The organism is Kitasatospora azatica KCTC 9699 (assembly GCF_000744785.1).
GTDB lineage: Bacteria > Actinomycetota > Actinomycetes > Streptomycetales > Streptomycetaceae > Kitasatospora > Kitasatospora azatica.
In genome coordinates this window covers 44,468-58,181 of sequence record NZ_JQMO01000003.1, presented here as the reverse complement: position 1 = coordinate 58,181, position 13,714 = coordinate 44,468, and the positions used below count along the sequence as shown (strand labels likewise).

The 13,714-nt window shown below is 67.6% G+C and carries 15 protein-coding genes and 1 pseudogene; 11 read left to right on the top strand and 5 right to left on the bottom strand.

The genetic code is table 11. The features are described from left to right. Window positions 1-65: 65 nt before the first annotated feature. The 7 genes from BR98_RS11460 (at window position 66) to BR98_RS40215 (ending at window position 6,416) form a co-directional block, all read left to right on the top strand. On the top strand, window positions 66-1,109 hold the full coding sequence (locus tag BR98_RS11460) for a transposase family protein (RefSeq protein WP_063774779.1): 1,044 nt from the start codon (window positions 66-68) through the stop codon (window positions 1,107-1,109). A gap of 91 nt (window positions 1,110-1,200) precedes the next feature. Then, the gene (locus BR98_RS11455; RefSeq protein WP_051969667.1) at window positions 1,201-1,902 is read left to right on the top strand and encodes a flavodoxin family protein; all 702 of its coding nucleotides are present in this window, start codon (window positions 1,201-1,203) and stop codon (window positions 1,900-1,902) included. A 485-nt stretch (window positions 1,903-2,387) separates the two neighbouring features. Next, window positions 2,388-3,242 (top strand): helix-turn-helix domain-containing protein, encoded by an 855-nt coding sequence (locus BR98_RS42525; protein ID WP_083976472.1) that lies wholly within the window; start codon window positions 2,388-2,390, stop codon window positions 3,240-3,242. Then, window positions 3,232-3,543, top strand: a complete 312-nt coding sequence (locus tag BR98_RS41115; RefSeq protein ID WP_232247369.1) for a recombinase family protein — start codon at window positions 3,232-3,234, stop codon at window positions 3,541-3,543. Before BR98_RS42525 ends, BR98_RS41115 begins: the two co-directional genes overlap by 11 nt. Beyond that, window positions 3,488-4,219 carry a helix-turn-helix domain-containing protein gene (locus tag BR98_RS41110; protein WP_456152113.1) on the top strand — a complete coding sequence of 244 codons (732 nt, stop codon included), beginning with the start codon at window positions 3,488-3,490 and terminating at the stop codon, window positions 4,217-4,219. The genes BR98_RS41115 and BR98_RS41110 overlap by 56 nt, the downstream gene beginning before the upstream one ends. Next, complete coding sequence (locus BR98_RS39195) at window positions 4,216-4,350, top strand: helix-turn-helix domain-containing protein (protein ID WP_198042196.1); 135 nt, start codon at window positions 4,216-4,218, stop codon at window positions 4,348-4,350. The genes BR98_RS41110 and BR98_RS39195 overlap by 4 nt, the downstream gene beginning before the upstream one ends. A gap of 992 nt (window positions 4,351-5,342) precedes the next feature. Further along, window positions 5,343-6,416 carry a CHAT domain-containing protein gene (locus BR98_RS40215; RefSeq protein WP_198042195.1) on the top strand — a complete coding sequence of 358 codons (1,074 nt, stop codon included), beginning with the start codon at window positions 5,343-5,345 and terminating at the stop codon, window positions 6,414-6,416. Window positions 6,417-6,522: 106 nt separating this feature from the next. On the opposite strand, the gene BR98_RS11440 is transcribed toward BR98_RS40215, so the two are convergent. After that, window positions 6,523-6,888 carry a hypothetical protein gene (locus tag BR98_RS11440; protein ID WP_051969666.1) on the bottom strand — a complete coding sequence of 122 codons (366 nt, stop codon included), beginning with the start codon at window positions 6,886-6,888 and terminating at the stop codon, window positions 6,523-6,525. 260 nt (window positions 6,889-7,148) lie between these two features. Between BR98_RS11440 and BR98_RS11435 the strand changes: the two genes are divergently transcribed. After that, window positions 7,149-8,057 carry an IS5 family transposase gene (locus BR98_RS11435; protein ID WP_232247367.1) on the top strand — a complete coding sequence of 303 codons (909 nt, stop codon included), beginning with the start codon at window positions 7,149-7,151 and terminating at the stop codon, window positions 8,055-8,057. On the opposite strand, the gene BR98_RS11430 is transcribed toward BR98_RS11435, so the two are convergent. After that, window positions 8,023-8,589 carry a hypothetical protein gene (locus tag BR98_RS11430; RefSeq protein WP_035844105.1) on the bottom strand — a complete coding sequence of 189 codons (567 nt, stop codon included), beginning with the start codon at window positions 8,587-8,589 and terminating at the stop codon, window positions 8,023-8,025. The genes BR98_RS11435 and BR98_RS11430 overlap by 35 nt on opposite strands. A 797-nt stretch (window positions 8,590-9,386) precedes the next feature. Here BR98_RS11430 and BR98_RS11425 point away from each other — a divergent pair. Continuing rightward, window positions 9,387-9,734: a hypothetical protein gene (locus tag BR98_RS11425; protein ID WP_035844101.1), complete on the top strand. Its 348-nt coding sequence runs from the start codon at window positions 9,387-9,389 to the stop codon at window positions 9,732-9,734. Between the two features lie 134 nt (window positions 9,735-9,868). Then, the gene (locus tag BR98_RS11420) at window positions 9,869-10,234 is read left to right on the top strand and encodes a hypothetical protein (RefSeq protein ID WP_035844098.1); all 366 of its coding nucleotides are present in this window, start codon (window positions 9,869-9,871) and stop codon (window positions 10,232-10,234) included. 50 nt (window positions 10,235-10,284) lie between these two features. Here the strand turns inward: BR98_RS11420 and BR98_RS37790 are convergent. Both BR98_RS37790 and BR98_RS11410 read right to left on the bottom strand, forming a co-directional pair. Further along, window positions 10,285-11,131, bottom strand: a pseudogene (locus BR98_RS37790) (pyridoxal-phosphate dependent enzyme). Window positions 11,132-11,207: 76 nt separating this feature from the next. Continuing rightward, the gene (locus tag BR98_RS11410) at window positions 11,208-11,414 is read right to left on the bottom strand and encodes a hypothetical protein (protein ID WP_035844094.1); all 207 of its coding nucleotides are present in this window, start codon (window positions 11,412-11,414) and stop codon (window positions 11,208-11,210) included. Between the two features lie 461 nt (window positions 11,415-11,875). Between BR98_RS11410 and BR98_RS11405 the strand changes: the two genes are divergently transcribed. Next, entirely contained in the window at window positions 11,876-12,547 is a 672-nt protein-coding gene (locus BR98_RS11405; protein WP_035851650.1) for a formylglycine-generating enzyme family protein, read from the top strand. A 347-nt stretch (window positions 12,548-12,894) separates the two neighbouring features. Here the strand turns inward: BR98_RS11405 and BR98_RS11400 are convergent, their stop codons facing one another. Continuing rightward, window positions 12,895-13,653, bottom strand: a complete 759-nt coding sequence (locus tag BR98_RS11400) for a hypothetical protein (RefSeq protein ID WP_035844091.1) — start codon at window positions 13,651-13,653, stop codon at window positions 12,895-12,897. Window positions 13,654-13,714 lie beyond the last annotated feature (61 nt).

Sequence of the window (13,714 nt, the reverse complement as noted above, 5' to 3'; positions counted from 1 at the left end):
GGGATGAAGAGTCCCGGTGCTGGTGGGGCCGTAACGTGAGAAGGGCCGCACGGGTTGGGTGAGTTGTGACGCTTACCTGGGCCCGTGCGGCCTGCTCCCATCCTGCCCCGTCCGGGGTCTCTCGCGCACATCTCGGCGATTTGATCGAGGAGTTGTCGCCGCGTTGGTGGGCCCGGCGTGAGTCGGCCCTTGATCGGCAGCGGGGCGGCAAGCGGCACCGGGCGGAGGGCGCTGGGCGCAAGCCGAAGCTGGAGTTCGTCGACCGGCTGCTGGTCACCCTCGTCCACCTGCGGCTCGGCCTGCCGCACGCCGCCCTGGCCGAGCTGTACCGGGTGGACCGCTCCACGGTCTCCGCCGCGATCCGCCAGGTCAGGCCTCTCCTCGCAGCCCGCGGCTTCGCGGTGCCCGACCGGCCCGGCCTCAGACTGCGGACCTTGGAAGATGTCTTCGCCTATGCCGATGCCGAAGGCGTGGACCTGCGCATCGACGGCACCGAGGTGCAGGTCCGACGCCCGCGCGCGGGGCGCCCGGGCCGCAAGGCGTTCGTGTCCGGCAAGAAGAAGCAGAACACGATCAAGACCACCACCTTCAGCGACCACCAGGGCCGCACCCTCTTCTCCGGCGTCGTCCGCCCGGGCCGCACCCTCTTCTCCGGCGTCGTCCGCCCGGGCCGCACCCTCTTCTCCGGCGTCGTCCGCCCGGGCCGCATGCACGACCAGACCGCTGTTCGCACCGAGGGCATCGCCGAGCAGTTCCAGCAGTATCCGGCGGTGAAAGCCGAGGTCGACTCGGGATACCAGGGCCTGGCCAAGGAGTTCCCCGGCCAGGTCAGCGCCCCTCCGAAGAAGCCGGCCGGGGACGCCTGCGACGGAGACAAGCGCGCCTGGCGCGAGATGCGGCGACGCCAGTCCTCGGCGCGGATCTGCGTGGAGCACACCAACGCCGAGTACAAGCAGTGGCGGCCCCTCCAGCGGTACACCGGGCGTCGGGAGGACTACCCGCAAACCCACCTGGCCATCGCCGGGCTGGTCTCCGACCGCTCCGCACGACGCCCGACCCGCCGCCGGACGAGCACCGAACTCGTCCTCGCCCGCGACACCGTCTGCTGATCACCCGCCAGCCGAACCGCCAGGCCAACACGCCCAGACCCCAATTTCACCCAAGGTCGTAACGTTCGAGGCACCGGCCGCACTGAGGAGTATGAGCGATGACGACCTGCGTGCACTGTTCCTCAACTGCACGCTGAAGAAGAGCCCGGAGCGCAGCCACACGCAGGGTCTGATCGACCTCAGTGCGCGGATCATGGAGAAGCAGGATGTCCAGGTCGAGCACGTGCGGCCGATCGACCATGAGATAGCCACCGGGGTGTGGCCGGACATGACCGAGCACGGCTGGGAACGCGACGCGTGGCCGTCGATCTACCAGCAGGTGATGGCCGCCGACATCCTCGTCATCGCCGGGCCGATCTGGCTGGGTGACAACAGCTCGGTCACCAAGCTGGTCATCGAGCGGCTCTACGCCTGCTCGAGCCTGCTCAACGACGCTGGCCAGTACGCGTACTACGGGCGGGTGGGCGGCTGCCTGATCACCGGCTACGAGGACGGCGTCAAGCACTGCGCCATGAACGTCCTGTACAGCCTGCAGCACCTGGGATACACGATCCCGCCGCAGGCGGACGCGGGCTGGATCGGAGAAGCCGGACCAGGCCCGTCCTATCTCGACCCCGGCTCCGGCGGTCCCACCAACGACTTCACCAACAGGAACACCACGTTCATGACGTGGAACCTGTTGCATCTGGCCCGGCTGCTCAAGGACGCCGGTGGTGTCCTGGCGCACGGGAACCAGCGGTCGCAGTGGGACGCCGGGTGCCGGTTCGACTTCCAGAACCCGGAATATCGCTGAGAAACGATGTCGAAGTAAGCAATGAAGGAACCCGAAATGATCGTTTAGACCGTTCCCAGGGTTTCATGATCGATTGCATGGAGAACAACCAGGACCACGAAGGATCGCGGGCGACTTGTTTCCCGGGCGCCCGCACCCTCACTGCTTCGCGCAACGTGACCGGCAAGCCTGTCCGTCACCACAGCACCCCCCTCAAGTTCGAAGACCCGGCATAGCGAAGTGCGGAGCCGCTCGCGATCTTCAACGGCCTCCAGGCAGCGGAAGCGATCACGCTGGCGGCGCAGCATGAAAATCGTCGATGCCAAAGGACCGCCGCCCAAAGGGCGGCCAGCCTGCCGACAATTCGGCAACAACAGGCAGGAGAGCAACGAATGCTTGACTGCGGTCGCGCCAACTGTGCACGCGAGGGCCATGCACTACTGCCGACGCGAGACTCGTGAAGCTTTAGCGAGACACAATCACGCCCCCGCCAGAGTTCGCTGGAGATGCACCCGTTGAGCAAATGGAAGTCTCTATCCGTTGAGCACATACTGGTCCCCGAACAGAAGGGAGGGCGGCTGCAACTCGTGTCGGACCGTTTCGGTATCACCTTAATCAATCAGGGACGGCTTCGCATGGAAAGGGACGGAGTCGAGCATGGTACACAGGCCGTCGATATCACTGACGGGGCCGCCTGGCTGTCACCACCCGGCCAGACATCTGTTCTACTTTGGCATTCGCTCCAACCAGTGGAGATCACGCGAATCCTCTTATCCTCAGCTATATTTGCACACTTCGCCGGACATGGACTAGGCAGACGTCGCATGCAAGCCCTCCAGAAAACTCCGCAGCAGGACCCTTTGGTCGCATTGCTGGCAACGAATCTGGCGCGCGCACAGGACATGGGTGCCGAGGAGGCGTGCGTAGCGACACTCATGCAATTTCTGGCTTCACACATGCTGTTACAGCAACCATCGGAGTCGGCCGTCAGTGTCGGTGCCCTATCACTTCACAGACTGGCCACTGTGATCTCCTACTTTCAGGAACACCTTGCTGACTCCGTCGCCCTAGAGGATTTGGCACGAGTGGCCAAATTGAGCCGATTCCACTTCATCCGGGCATTCACCGCATCCACCGGGAAAACCCCACACCAGTTCCTCACCCGGCTCCGGACCGACCGAGCCCGCTGGTTACTTGAGCACAGTGACGACAGCGTGGCATCCATCGGCCAAAAATGCGGCTATCCCAATCCCAAACACTTCGCTACCGCATTCCGTCGAGACGTCGGCTGCTCCCCGTCGCAGTATCGCCAGCAGACTCTGCAGCGATTGCTCCGTAGGCGGCCGACGGGTGACCAGTAGGTCGGAACGCGAGGAACTGTGGAAGGCCCTCGACTACCTGCGCGAGGGCGACACCCTCGTCGTCCCGTCGCTGGACCGGCTCGGCCGCTCCATCCAGGACCTCATCGCGATTGTGTCCGGCCTGCGCAAGCGTGGCGTCGGCTTCACCTCGCTCCACGAGGCGCTCGACACGACCACGCCCGGCGGACGCCTGGTCTTCCACGTGTTCGCGGCCCTGGCGGTTATCTCAAGCTTGCCGATCAAGCGTGACTGTGACCTGGGCAGTCAGGTCAAGGACACTGTCTTCGACCTGGCCGCGTAACGCATTCGAGGGCCTGGACGCCGCCCGCGCCCGCGGCACCCGACTCGGCCGCCCGCCGGCGATGACCGAGGAGCAGGTACGTCACGCCCGCGACCTACTCGCCCGCCCGGAGAACACCGTCACCTCGATCGCCAAGCTCCTCGGCGTCTCCCGCAACACCATCTACAACTACGTGCCCGAACTCAAGGGCGCGGTCCGCAGCGTGCTGCTGTTCGGCCTGGGCGCCTTCGCGCAGCGGCCGCGTCTGGTCTCCGGCACCACGCCGGTCGGCGAGGCGCTCCCGGCCGGGGTGGAGATCCTCGGCCAGGACGATCAGGTTGCGACCTGGCAGCGGCAGGCCGGGTTCTCCCGCGACCGGTACGCGCACCCCGAGTGGGCGGCGTACGTGTGGTCGGGGGCGCGGGCGGCGCTGTTGGACATGAAGTACCGGCAGGGCAAGGAGGTCATCGGCTACGCCGGGGCGCTGCACGCCAAGCCCGGCACGGTCGTCTACTTCGGCACGGACGGCATCGCCCTGACCGAGCGCCAGCCCTGGCCGTACCGGGGCGAGGTGGGCGACTACCTCCTCAAGGGCCACCTCACCGGGCCCATCCAGCACCCGACCAGCCAGGAGCAGTACCTCAAGCTGCGCGGCCTGGGCCGCGCCGAACTCGCCGAGAAGGGGACTGACCAGTGAGCCCGGCCGACCCGAACAACCCGAACGAAGCCGCCCGGTTGACCCAGCAACTCCTTGACCAGGGCTACACCAAGCGCCAGGTCGCCCGGATGCTCGGCCGCGACGCTTCCCTCGTCTCCCAGTTCTTGTGACTGAGCGCTTCAGTTGGCGGATGAGCGGTTGACCTGGCGAGTTGAGCATATGGCGTCGATGGCGGTGTGTTGGGTGACTCATACCACCAACGCGGGCCAGGCGCTGATGAGATGATGCTGATCCCCTCCTGGCTTGGGTTCGACTGGTGATCCCGATAACTCGTCTTCGAGCAGTGCTGTTGTTCCTACTCGGCGCAAGCGCCGTCGCGGCGATCGTCCTGGGCGTGGGAACCGACGCGCGGTGGTTCGCCACGATCGCCATTCAGCTCTTTGTGCTGGTCCGAGTGGTGATCCGATGGCGGGCCGACGCCCGTGATTCCTCCGGGCGGGACCGAATAGCGGTACGTCTGGACGGCCGGGCGACACGTCTGGGCGTCCCCCGGTCGGTCTTCGTGGGTGATGGTGACGATTTAGGAAGCGTCGGTGCCGGCAATTACCAGCCGTCGCCCCCGCCGGGGCTGCCCGAACCGGAGCCGCCGGCCGGATACACCCCTCGTCGTCCTGCGGGGCTGCCCCGACAGGTCCCGCCTATCGAGCTGGTCGGAGACACCCGTAGAGATCGTCCCAGTGACGCCGCACCCCGCTGGGATCGGTTGCTTGTCGCCGAGATACCTTCCGCTGCCCCGCTGGGAGCCTCGTTCAGCCTGATCGTCAGCATCGTTGGGCGAGAGTCCCTAGCGGAGCAGGTGCGGGCGGTTCGCATGGGGGTGCCTTCGAATCCTGATGGCACTTCAGTCGTTATTGTGGCCCATCCCTCTGCCGGACTCGTCTCGGAAGAGGCCGCCGAACAAGTACTGCTCGTGACGTCGCTAGCAAGCGAAACACCACGGGCGCGTTTCGTGTTCCGGGGAACAGCGGCGGGCCTCCGGCGGATCCGCCTCACGGCTTGGGTGGGCGGCTCGTTCTTATGTGAGTTGGAGGTGGAGATCTCTGTCCGGACGTCAGCGCTCCACGGTGGGTCATCTCGTCGGGTGACAGCCCAGATTGGGTGGATGAGTGCCGAACCAGGCGAGGTCACTCTGCAGATCACCAATATCGAGGGTCGGCCGGCGTTCCAGTTCATCTCAGAGCCGTACCTGGGGAAGATCGTCCATGCCGAGAGCTTGATCGGAGCCCCTGGTGATGCTGTGGAGCGGGCCATCGCGACACTGCGCGACCTCGCGGTCGGACGCTCGCCCTACTCCGCCGGCACAGCGCGCCGGTGGATGGAGGAAGTTGGCACCGGGCTGTGGTTGCAGATGGTCCCGGACGCGATCAAGGAGGAGTACTGGCAGCTACGGGATCAGATCACGACGTTCACGATCGCAGCGGACGACAACATTCCCTGGGAACTTCTCTACCCCCTGGCACCTGGCCGGGACCAGGGCTTCCTCGTCGAAGGATTTCCTGTGCTGCGCCGTGCGCGCGGGCAGGGACGTGCGCGCCGCCTCCGGTTGGAAGACGCACACTTCGTCGTCTCAGCCAGGCAGCCAAAGGATGCGGCCTCAGAGATCGCCGCAGTCCAGGCCGTCATCGGTTCAGGCGAGACCACCGACAAACTGGAGGATGTCCTGCAGATCGTCGACGCCGGAGGCCCCAGCGTCGCCCACTTCGCTTGCCACAACGCCTTCCAAGCGGACGGGGCGGGATCGAGCATCGACTTGGTCGGCGGGCCATTCGTACCGGAAATGCTCAACCGGGCCACCGCGCGGCGCTCACTGGCGCGCCACAACCCGATCGTCTTCCTCAATGCCTGCCGCTCCGCCGGGGCGATCCCCGAGTACACCCAGATGATGGGTTGGGCCCAGCAGTTTCTCTCCGCTGGCGCCGGCGCCTTCCTGGGCACGCTGTGGGCCGTGCGCAGCGACAAGGCCAGCTCCTTTGCCACCACCTTTTACACCGCGCTCGCGGACGGGCAGCCGCTGGGCCAGGCCGTTCTGACGGCACGCCGGTCCGCGGCCAGTGGAGACGGGGATCCGACGTGGCTGGCGTACACCGCCTATGGCGACCCCGCCGCCACCGCTCACCCCTCTGTAACGGGTTCGGGTGAGACATCCCGTTTCAGCTGGTTTGAGAGGCTGTTGTAGTACCGATCTTGTTGCATGCCCGTTCGAGCCAGAGAGCTCGAACGGGTTATCCCGTCAGGCTGAAGGCTGAGCGGTCTCGTTCTGACCCGCGGACGCGGAACTCGGGTCAGACGGCGATGGTCTGCCGTGTGATCTTGCGGAAGGCGCGATGGAGCGGGAGAGCCGTCGCCAGGACGAAAAGCCCGAAGAGCGTCATAGGCAGTAGCCCGACGATCCCCACGTAGGCGAGCGGGTCGTGCAGCAGACCGTCCCAGTTGCCCTGGTAGTTGGCCGTCAGGTCGGCTGTCATGCCCACCGCCCCGAGGAGTGGGCCGAACGGCCGGGCGAACGCCACCAGCACGGCGATGAGTGGGTCCAACACGAACAGTGCGAAGAAGAGCAGCCGGCTCGGTTCCGGCCAGCCGTCGTAGACGTGCGGGCCGTGGACCAGCACGTCACGGACGTGCGAGCCGAGGCCCTCGACGAACCCCACGACGAAAACGACCGTTGCCCACCGCGCCCAGCGCGGACGTTCCCCCCAGTGCATTCCGACACTGTAGAGGCGCCGGACGAGGAGTTGGAGCGGCGCGTCGCCGGCGAGGAAGCGGCTGTCCGCCAGCCCTGGAGCGGCTCTGGGGCTTACGTATCGGGGTGACTCGGTCGGGGGAATATTGTCGCCGACACGCATGAAGGCGGGGCCTCCTGTCCAGCTCGGGATTGTCGAAGTCCGAACGAGCCAGCCAGGAGGCCCTCGTGTCGCAGTCTCGCGGTTCCGTGCCGGTGGAGTCCAACTCGGTTGCCCGGTCGTGTGATTGCCTCGCTCACCGGTTCGGGAATGCGGGCGACCATCCGGATCGCGAGCCGCGGTATCCCTCGGACATGTCGGACGCGGAGTGGGCGGTCGTGCGGGACGCGATGCCGGTCCCTGCGTGGATGAACGGCCGTGGCGGGCAGCCGGAGTGCTACTGCCACCGGCAGATGTTGGACGCCGTGCGGTACCTGGTCGCGGGCGGCATCACGTGGCGCGCTATGCCAGGCGACTTCCCGGTGTGGGACCGCGTCTATGCCTTCGCGCGTCGCTGGGGCGCGACCGGGTTGCTGACCGAGCTGCACGACCGGCTCCGGGGCCTGGCGCGCGAGGACGCTGGCCGCGACCCGGAGCCGACCGCCGCGATCGTCGACTCGCAGTCGGTGCGGGCCGCCGCGAACGTGCCGGCGTCCTCACGGGGCTACGACGCGGGAAAGAAGGTGCCGGGCAGGAAGCGCCACATCGTGGTGGACTGCCTCGGCCTGCTGCTGGCGGTCATGGTGACCACTGCGAGCGTCCAGGACCGCCACGCGGCCGCGCCGCTGCTGAAGCGGGTGCGGGACCGCTACAAGAAGATCGTGCTGGTGTGGGCCGACGGCGGCTACGCGGGCCGCTTGGTCTCCTGGGCGAGGGAGAAGCTCCAGCTCACCGTGCAGATCGTCAAGCGCAGCGACGACGTCTCGGGGTTCGTGGTGCTGCCGAGGCGCTGGTGCGTGGAACGGACTTTCGCGTGGTTGTTCCGCTCGCGTCGGCTGGTGCGCGACTACGAGACGCTGCCCGCCGTCCACGAGCAGATGGTGCTGTGGTCGATGACGATGCTCATGAGCCGCAGACTGGCCCGTCGGCGAGCGTGAACCGGCCCGGGGTCGGTTCGGTGGCCCAGCCGTGGTCCGCGAGCCGCTTCATCTTCGACCGCACCCCCTCCACGCTGGCCGGGCACAGCTCCAGCCCGAGCCGGGCGGCGATCTCCTGGCACGTCATCACCCCGTCACCGCCCGATCGGCGTTCCGCCAGCGCGGACAGGATCCGCTGATAGTCCACGGCGAGCATGTCGGCGGTCAGCGCGGGCCGCCACACCGGCACGATCGAACCCGCCCGCGCAGCCCCAGGGGCAGACACCGCGGCGGGCATGTCCGCCGCCGGCTCGGGTTCCGGCGTCGGCGCGGAGGCATCCCCTACCGTGACCGCGTTGGCCACTTCGGTTTCCCGGGTTCGCGGCACAGACAAGACCTCACCCACGCGCTGCCGGGCGATCAACCACTCCTGCCAGTCGGTTTCCGCCTCCGCGAGCTCGGCGAGCACCCGGTCCGCCTCCTCCCGCAGTCCCTCCACCCGCTCCCGCGCGGCCAGCTCCCGCTCTTCCAGCAGACCCACGACCGACGCCATCCCGGTACCTCCACCGACGAGACAACCCGACGGCATCAGCCTGCCTCGCCAACCGCGACATCATGCCTGAGCTGCGAGAACACGCCGATCAAGTTCGGTACGACAACAGCCTCTGAGTCGGCCCGGCCTGTGCAGGTGCACGCCGTGCCGCATGGAGTGGGGAATGCCTGTGGTGGCGCGACCGAAGTGGCGGCCGCGCGACCGAACGCCCCGGCTGCGGCGCGCCTACCCGGGCAGAGCCGCTACCCGGTCGCATCGTGCCCCGCTGCGCCTGAATCGGCTTTTTGGCCCAGCGCCCGGGCCGTGGCTGGAGGAATCCGCTGGTGCGGAGCGCGGGTATGGCGGCTGGGCCAAGCGGCTCGCGCCGCCGGGACTCGGATACCCGGTGCGCTCGAAGATGGCGATCGACAGGGTGGCTGCGTAGGTCACAACCGAGAGCATTCATCGTCGGTTTCCAAGACCACTTCCCGATCACGGCCGTGCGCGATGTCGGTGAGAAGCAGCAGCCCCGAAGCGAGGCAAGTCTGGTTCGGCCTCCGCCCCGACGAGTTCTGCAACTGAACCGGCAGCTACTAGACCGAGCACGCCCCAATATGCCCTCCCTCCAGGGATGCTGTGAGTGAACCGGCGAGGGCCTTGGCGACGACGGCGTGTGCGACCCCGTCGGGGGTGCGCGGGCCGTCGTCGTGTCTGTGGGTACCGGAAAGTGAGCTATCCGGGTTCCATGCCCGGTGGCCACGGAGGCACGCCACCCGGGATCCCTGGTGACGGCAGGCCATCAAGATCGTTGGCAGGGTATGAACAACATCAAGCGGGTGACTGTCGCCATCGCACTGGCGGGCGTGGCCCTGTCCCTGTCCGCTACCGCCCACGCCGCTGAACCTCCCCCCTTCTTCGAGGAGAGGAAGTTCGTCGAGACCGAGGTCATCCAGGACGATCACGTGGGTAACGGACACCACTCGACCCACTCGCGTATCGAAGAGATCGTCGATCCTGTCCGCGGAGAGGCGATCATCTTCGACGACGAGAACGGCAAGAAGACGATCGAGGAGATCAAGGAGTTGCCCGACGGTGAAGTAGTGCGGGAGGAGATCAAGGAGTTGCCCGACGGTGAAGTAGTGCGGGAGGACTTCAGGATCAACTAGGTGGCCGCCTGCGCCCTGGCCGGACGCGACCCACTGCTGTGATGTCCCGTTGGGCGTCCTGGTCCAGGTCTTCCATGTCTGGTCACCGACGCGGGGCCGCCTGTCGGCACTGCTCGGCGGGTTAGGCTCACCGGATGTACGACCAGCACCACCAGCACCTGTACGACGCCGTCCACACCACCTTGTGCGCCGCCGGCTACGCGCTCACCGAGCCCGGCACCACCGGCCTCGCGGTCGCCACGCGACCCGAAGGCGTCGTCCTGAAGTGGAACCTCGGCCCGCAACCGCTCACCCCGCCCACGGTCCCGTTCATGCTGCGGCTGTGCGACTCCGACCGGATCGGCGCCACGGCGGTCCTGTCCATGGCCTCCCGGATGGTGGCCACCCAGCTGCGGGAGTCCGGGTTCGCCCTGGCCGACGGCATCGGCGAGGGAGTGCTCGTCACCGCGGCGCCGCCGTTGACCGGCCTGATCGGCCGGAGCTGCTGGTCAGGAACCTGAAGGGGGTAGCCGGGCGGTCTTCGCCCGGCTGCCTCCTTCGGGGTTGGTGGTCAGCTGTCGCTGGTGTGGTCCATGAGCGTGCGGGCGTCGGTGTTGGCGCCGCACAGCACCACCGCGACCTTTTCGCCGCTGCCGGGCCGGTAGCCGCGGCCCGGGCCGGCGGGCCGCGAGGGCAGGTCCCGGTCCGGTACGTGGCTGGCCGGTCCGGTACGTGGCTGGCCGGCCCGGTCAGGGCGGCCAGCGCGGTCGCCGCGCCGTGTTCGACGGCGACGCGGCGGTGGTCCCACAGTGTCTGGCGGGCGCGGACGATCTCGGTGTCCGGGACGAGTACGCAGTGGACGCCCTCCTGCTGGGCTGCGTGCAGGGCCATCGCGCAGGTGCGGCGGGCGCCGAGGGAGTCGGCGGCGATCGAGTCGACGGTGACGTCGACCAGGCGGCCGGCCTCGAGGGCGGCGTTGAGCGCGCGGCAGCTCTGCGGTTCGACGGCGACGACACGTACGCCGTGGTGCTGGGCGGCGGTGGCGATGCCGGCGAACAGGCCGCCGCCGCCGACCGCGACCACCACGGTGTCCAGGCCGGGAATCTGCTGGCGGATCTCCTCGAGCAGGGTGCCCGCGCCAGCCGCGATCAGCGGGTGGTCGTAGGCGTGGCTGGCCAGGGCGCCGGTCGCGGCGGCGAAGTCCTCGCAGGCGGCGAGTGCTTCGGCGTACTCCGCGCCGACCAGGCGCACGTTGGCGCCGTACGAGCGCGGTGGACCTGGATGAAGTTCTGCGCGCCGCGGGCCTTGAACGAGCCGGTGTGCTGCATGTACTCCAGCGCGAGGTAGACCTCGCAGGGCTGTTCGGGGCGGTCGTCCAGGGGGGCGCGGTGGGCGGTGCGGACGATTCCGCAGGTCATTGACCTGGCCCGCCAGTCACACTCGACGCCCCGGCGCCGATTGCCGGCAGCGGAGCGTCGATGGGAGCCAGACAATCTACTTGGTGATTCCGTACTTCCTCAGGATGCCTTCCGCGATTGCCACGAGCTCACTGAGGCCGGGTCCAACGGGGCCGCCGTTGGCGATGCGAGGGGCCGAGCCAACCGAGCCTTCCTGGGTGGAGACGGGCGCGGCGTGGGCGGCCGGGGTGGCCAGGGCGAGTGCGGCAGCGGTGAGCGCGGCGGCCGAAACGATCTTCTTCATGCTCTGCAAACGAGCCCCGCGGGTGCAGGGCACGGGCCGGACCGCCGATCGGCGCAGGCGCGGCCGAATACCGCGCGATCCGAATACGCGCCTGTTACCAGCTCGCCGTGCCTACGGCCGGTGCAAGGGCTCGGGTCGGCCCACGCGCTTCGCAGCGGCGACCACGGCGCCGGTGTCCCGTCTCAAATGATCTGGCCCCGAGTCGGGCTCCTGACCTGCGGCGACCAGTTCAGCTGGGACGTGGAGATGCTGGGAATCGCAGGTGATGTGGTCCCGGGCGAGCGAATGCCGGATGCTGTCTCAGCCGATCTGGTCGGCTTCGCCGTTTCGAACTGATACCACGCCTGAGTCGTCAGCCACGACTGGTAGCCCCTGAAGATCCGTCCGATCCGGCGCGGGGCGCGATGCAGAAGGTCAGCCGCGCGGTCGTCCAGAACAGGTACCGATATGATCACCTGTCCATGGATGCGAGCGCAGGAAAGATGATCGCCGTTCCGCAGGGGCAGGTAACGCTGTCGGACCGGCGGACACAACGCAGTTGGTCGGTCGAGCTTGCGCCCTATGAACTCGCGGCTTTCCCAGTCACCCAGGCACTGTACGCACAGGTCACCGGCCTGCGGCCGAGCACCGCCCAGGTGGACACAATGCCCGTCGAGAACGTTTCCTGGTGGGACGCGGTCCGATTCTGCAATGCGCTGTCCCAACGCGACGGGATCGCACCCGCCTACCACCTCCATGCCGACGGCGAAGGCATCGAGTGGGACGCGTCCGGCGACGGGTACCGGCTACCGACCGAAGCCGAGTGGGAGCACGCCTGCCGTGCCGGTACGACCGGACCGCACTACGGACCTCTCGACGAGATCGCTTGGTACCGCGGCAACTCCCACGAGCAGATCCACGACGTAGGTGGCAAACGGCCCAACCCGTGGGGCCTTTACGACATGCTCGGCAACGTCTGGGACTGGTGCTGGGACATCTACGACGCCGAGGTCTACGGAGACTACAGAGTGCTACGCGGCGGAGGCTGGTTCGACGAGCACTGGAGCTGCCGGGCCTCCGCGCGGCGCCGCAGCCATCCGACTTTCCAGGTCGACGACGTGGGATTCCGCATCGCACGTTCCCTCGTGTCCTGATCCACGTTGTGTGCATGACCGCTTCTGTCCCGTCTCATTAGATGCGGGGGTGGGATCGTTGACCTGCGGGGTGACAGGTTGGAGTGGGACGCAGGGAGGGCTTGAGGGGATGCGTCCTGGCGACCGGTGCACGGGTGCTGAGCGCATGTCTCGTCGATCATGACGAGGAAGGTTCGCCTGGGCTGGGGAGTGTCAGGAAGCTGGGACGTCTGCGTGTGAAGTTCTCATCGAAGGTGGCAGTTTCCGGGTCGGATCCCGCGGCAGCTCGTGACGTTCAGAGACGGGTGGTCGTGCTCAGCGATGGTTGGCCACTTGGGTTCGATCGGTGATTGCTGAGACTGAGCGCGTCAGTGGGCGGGTGCGGGTCCATCGGGCTGTGCGAGTTCGGTCAGCATGGGCTGAAGACGCGCGGCCAGAGCCGGGTCAGTGTGCTCAAGTTCCTGGTTCAGCGCGGCAGCGACGGCTTCGAGTGCGCGCCGTAGCTCCGCCTCGTCGAGCGATCGGACCAGGGTCGTCTCCAGCGGTCCGGTCACGTCATGCGACAGCAGGTGAGCCCCCTTGGCGTAGCTGGTGGGGTGCCCCAGGCGAAGGCAGGCCAGCGCAATCACCAGGTCTCGGACGGCGCTGATCCAGTGCTCGGCCTGCCACCACCTGCGCCTTTCGATGCATACGCGTGCGTGGAGGGAGTGGTGCCAGGCCAGGCCGACGAGATGGGCGCGGGCTGGCGGACCGGCGGGTTCAAGCTGGGCGGTTCGACCGAAGACGGTGCGCCAGGCGGGTCCGAGCGGGCCGAAATCGTCCGCAGGGGTGAAGGCGACGTCGACCTCCAACCAGCCCGGGAGGAGGAATACCCGGTAGATCGTGGAACCGGACGGCAGGTCCCAGTGGTGCTGGGCGGCGAATTCCTGGTAGAGCGTTTCGGTCCAGCGGGCCAGGGCCGGGCCGAGCTCACCGTTGATGGCGAACGCCAGGTCGATGTCCGACCAGCGGTCGCCCCCGTCGACGGCTGCGGAGCCGGTGATCGCGGCGCCTGCGACGTCGGGATCAGCCTCTGCCAGTGTGAGGAGCTGCGCTCGGACCTGTTCCCGGTGATCGACGTCGAACATGGCGCAACCCTATCCGCCGGCAGTGGGCAACTGCCGCTGAAGATCACACAGTTGTTGAGGA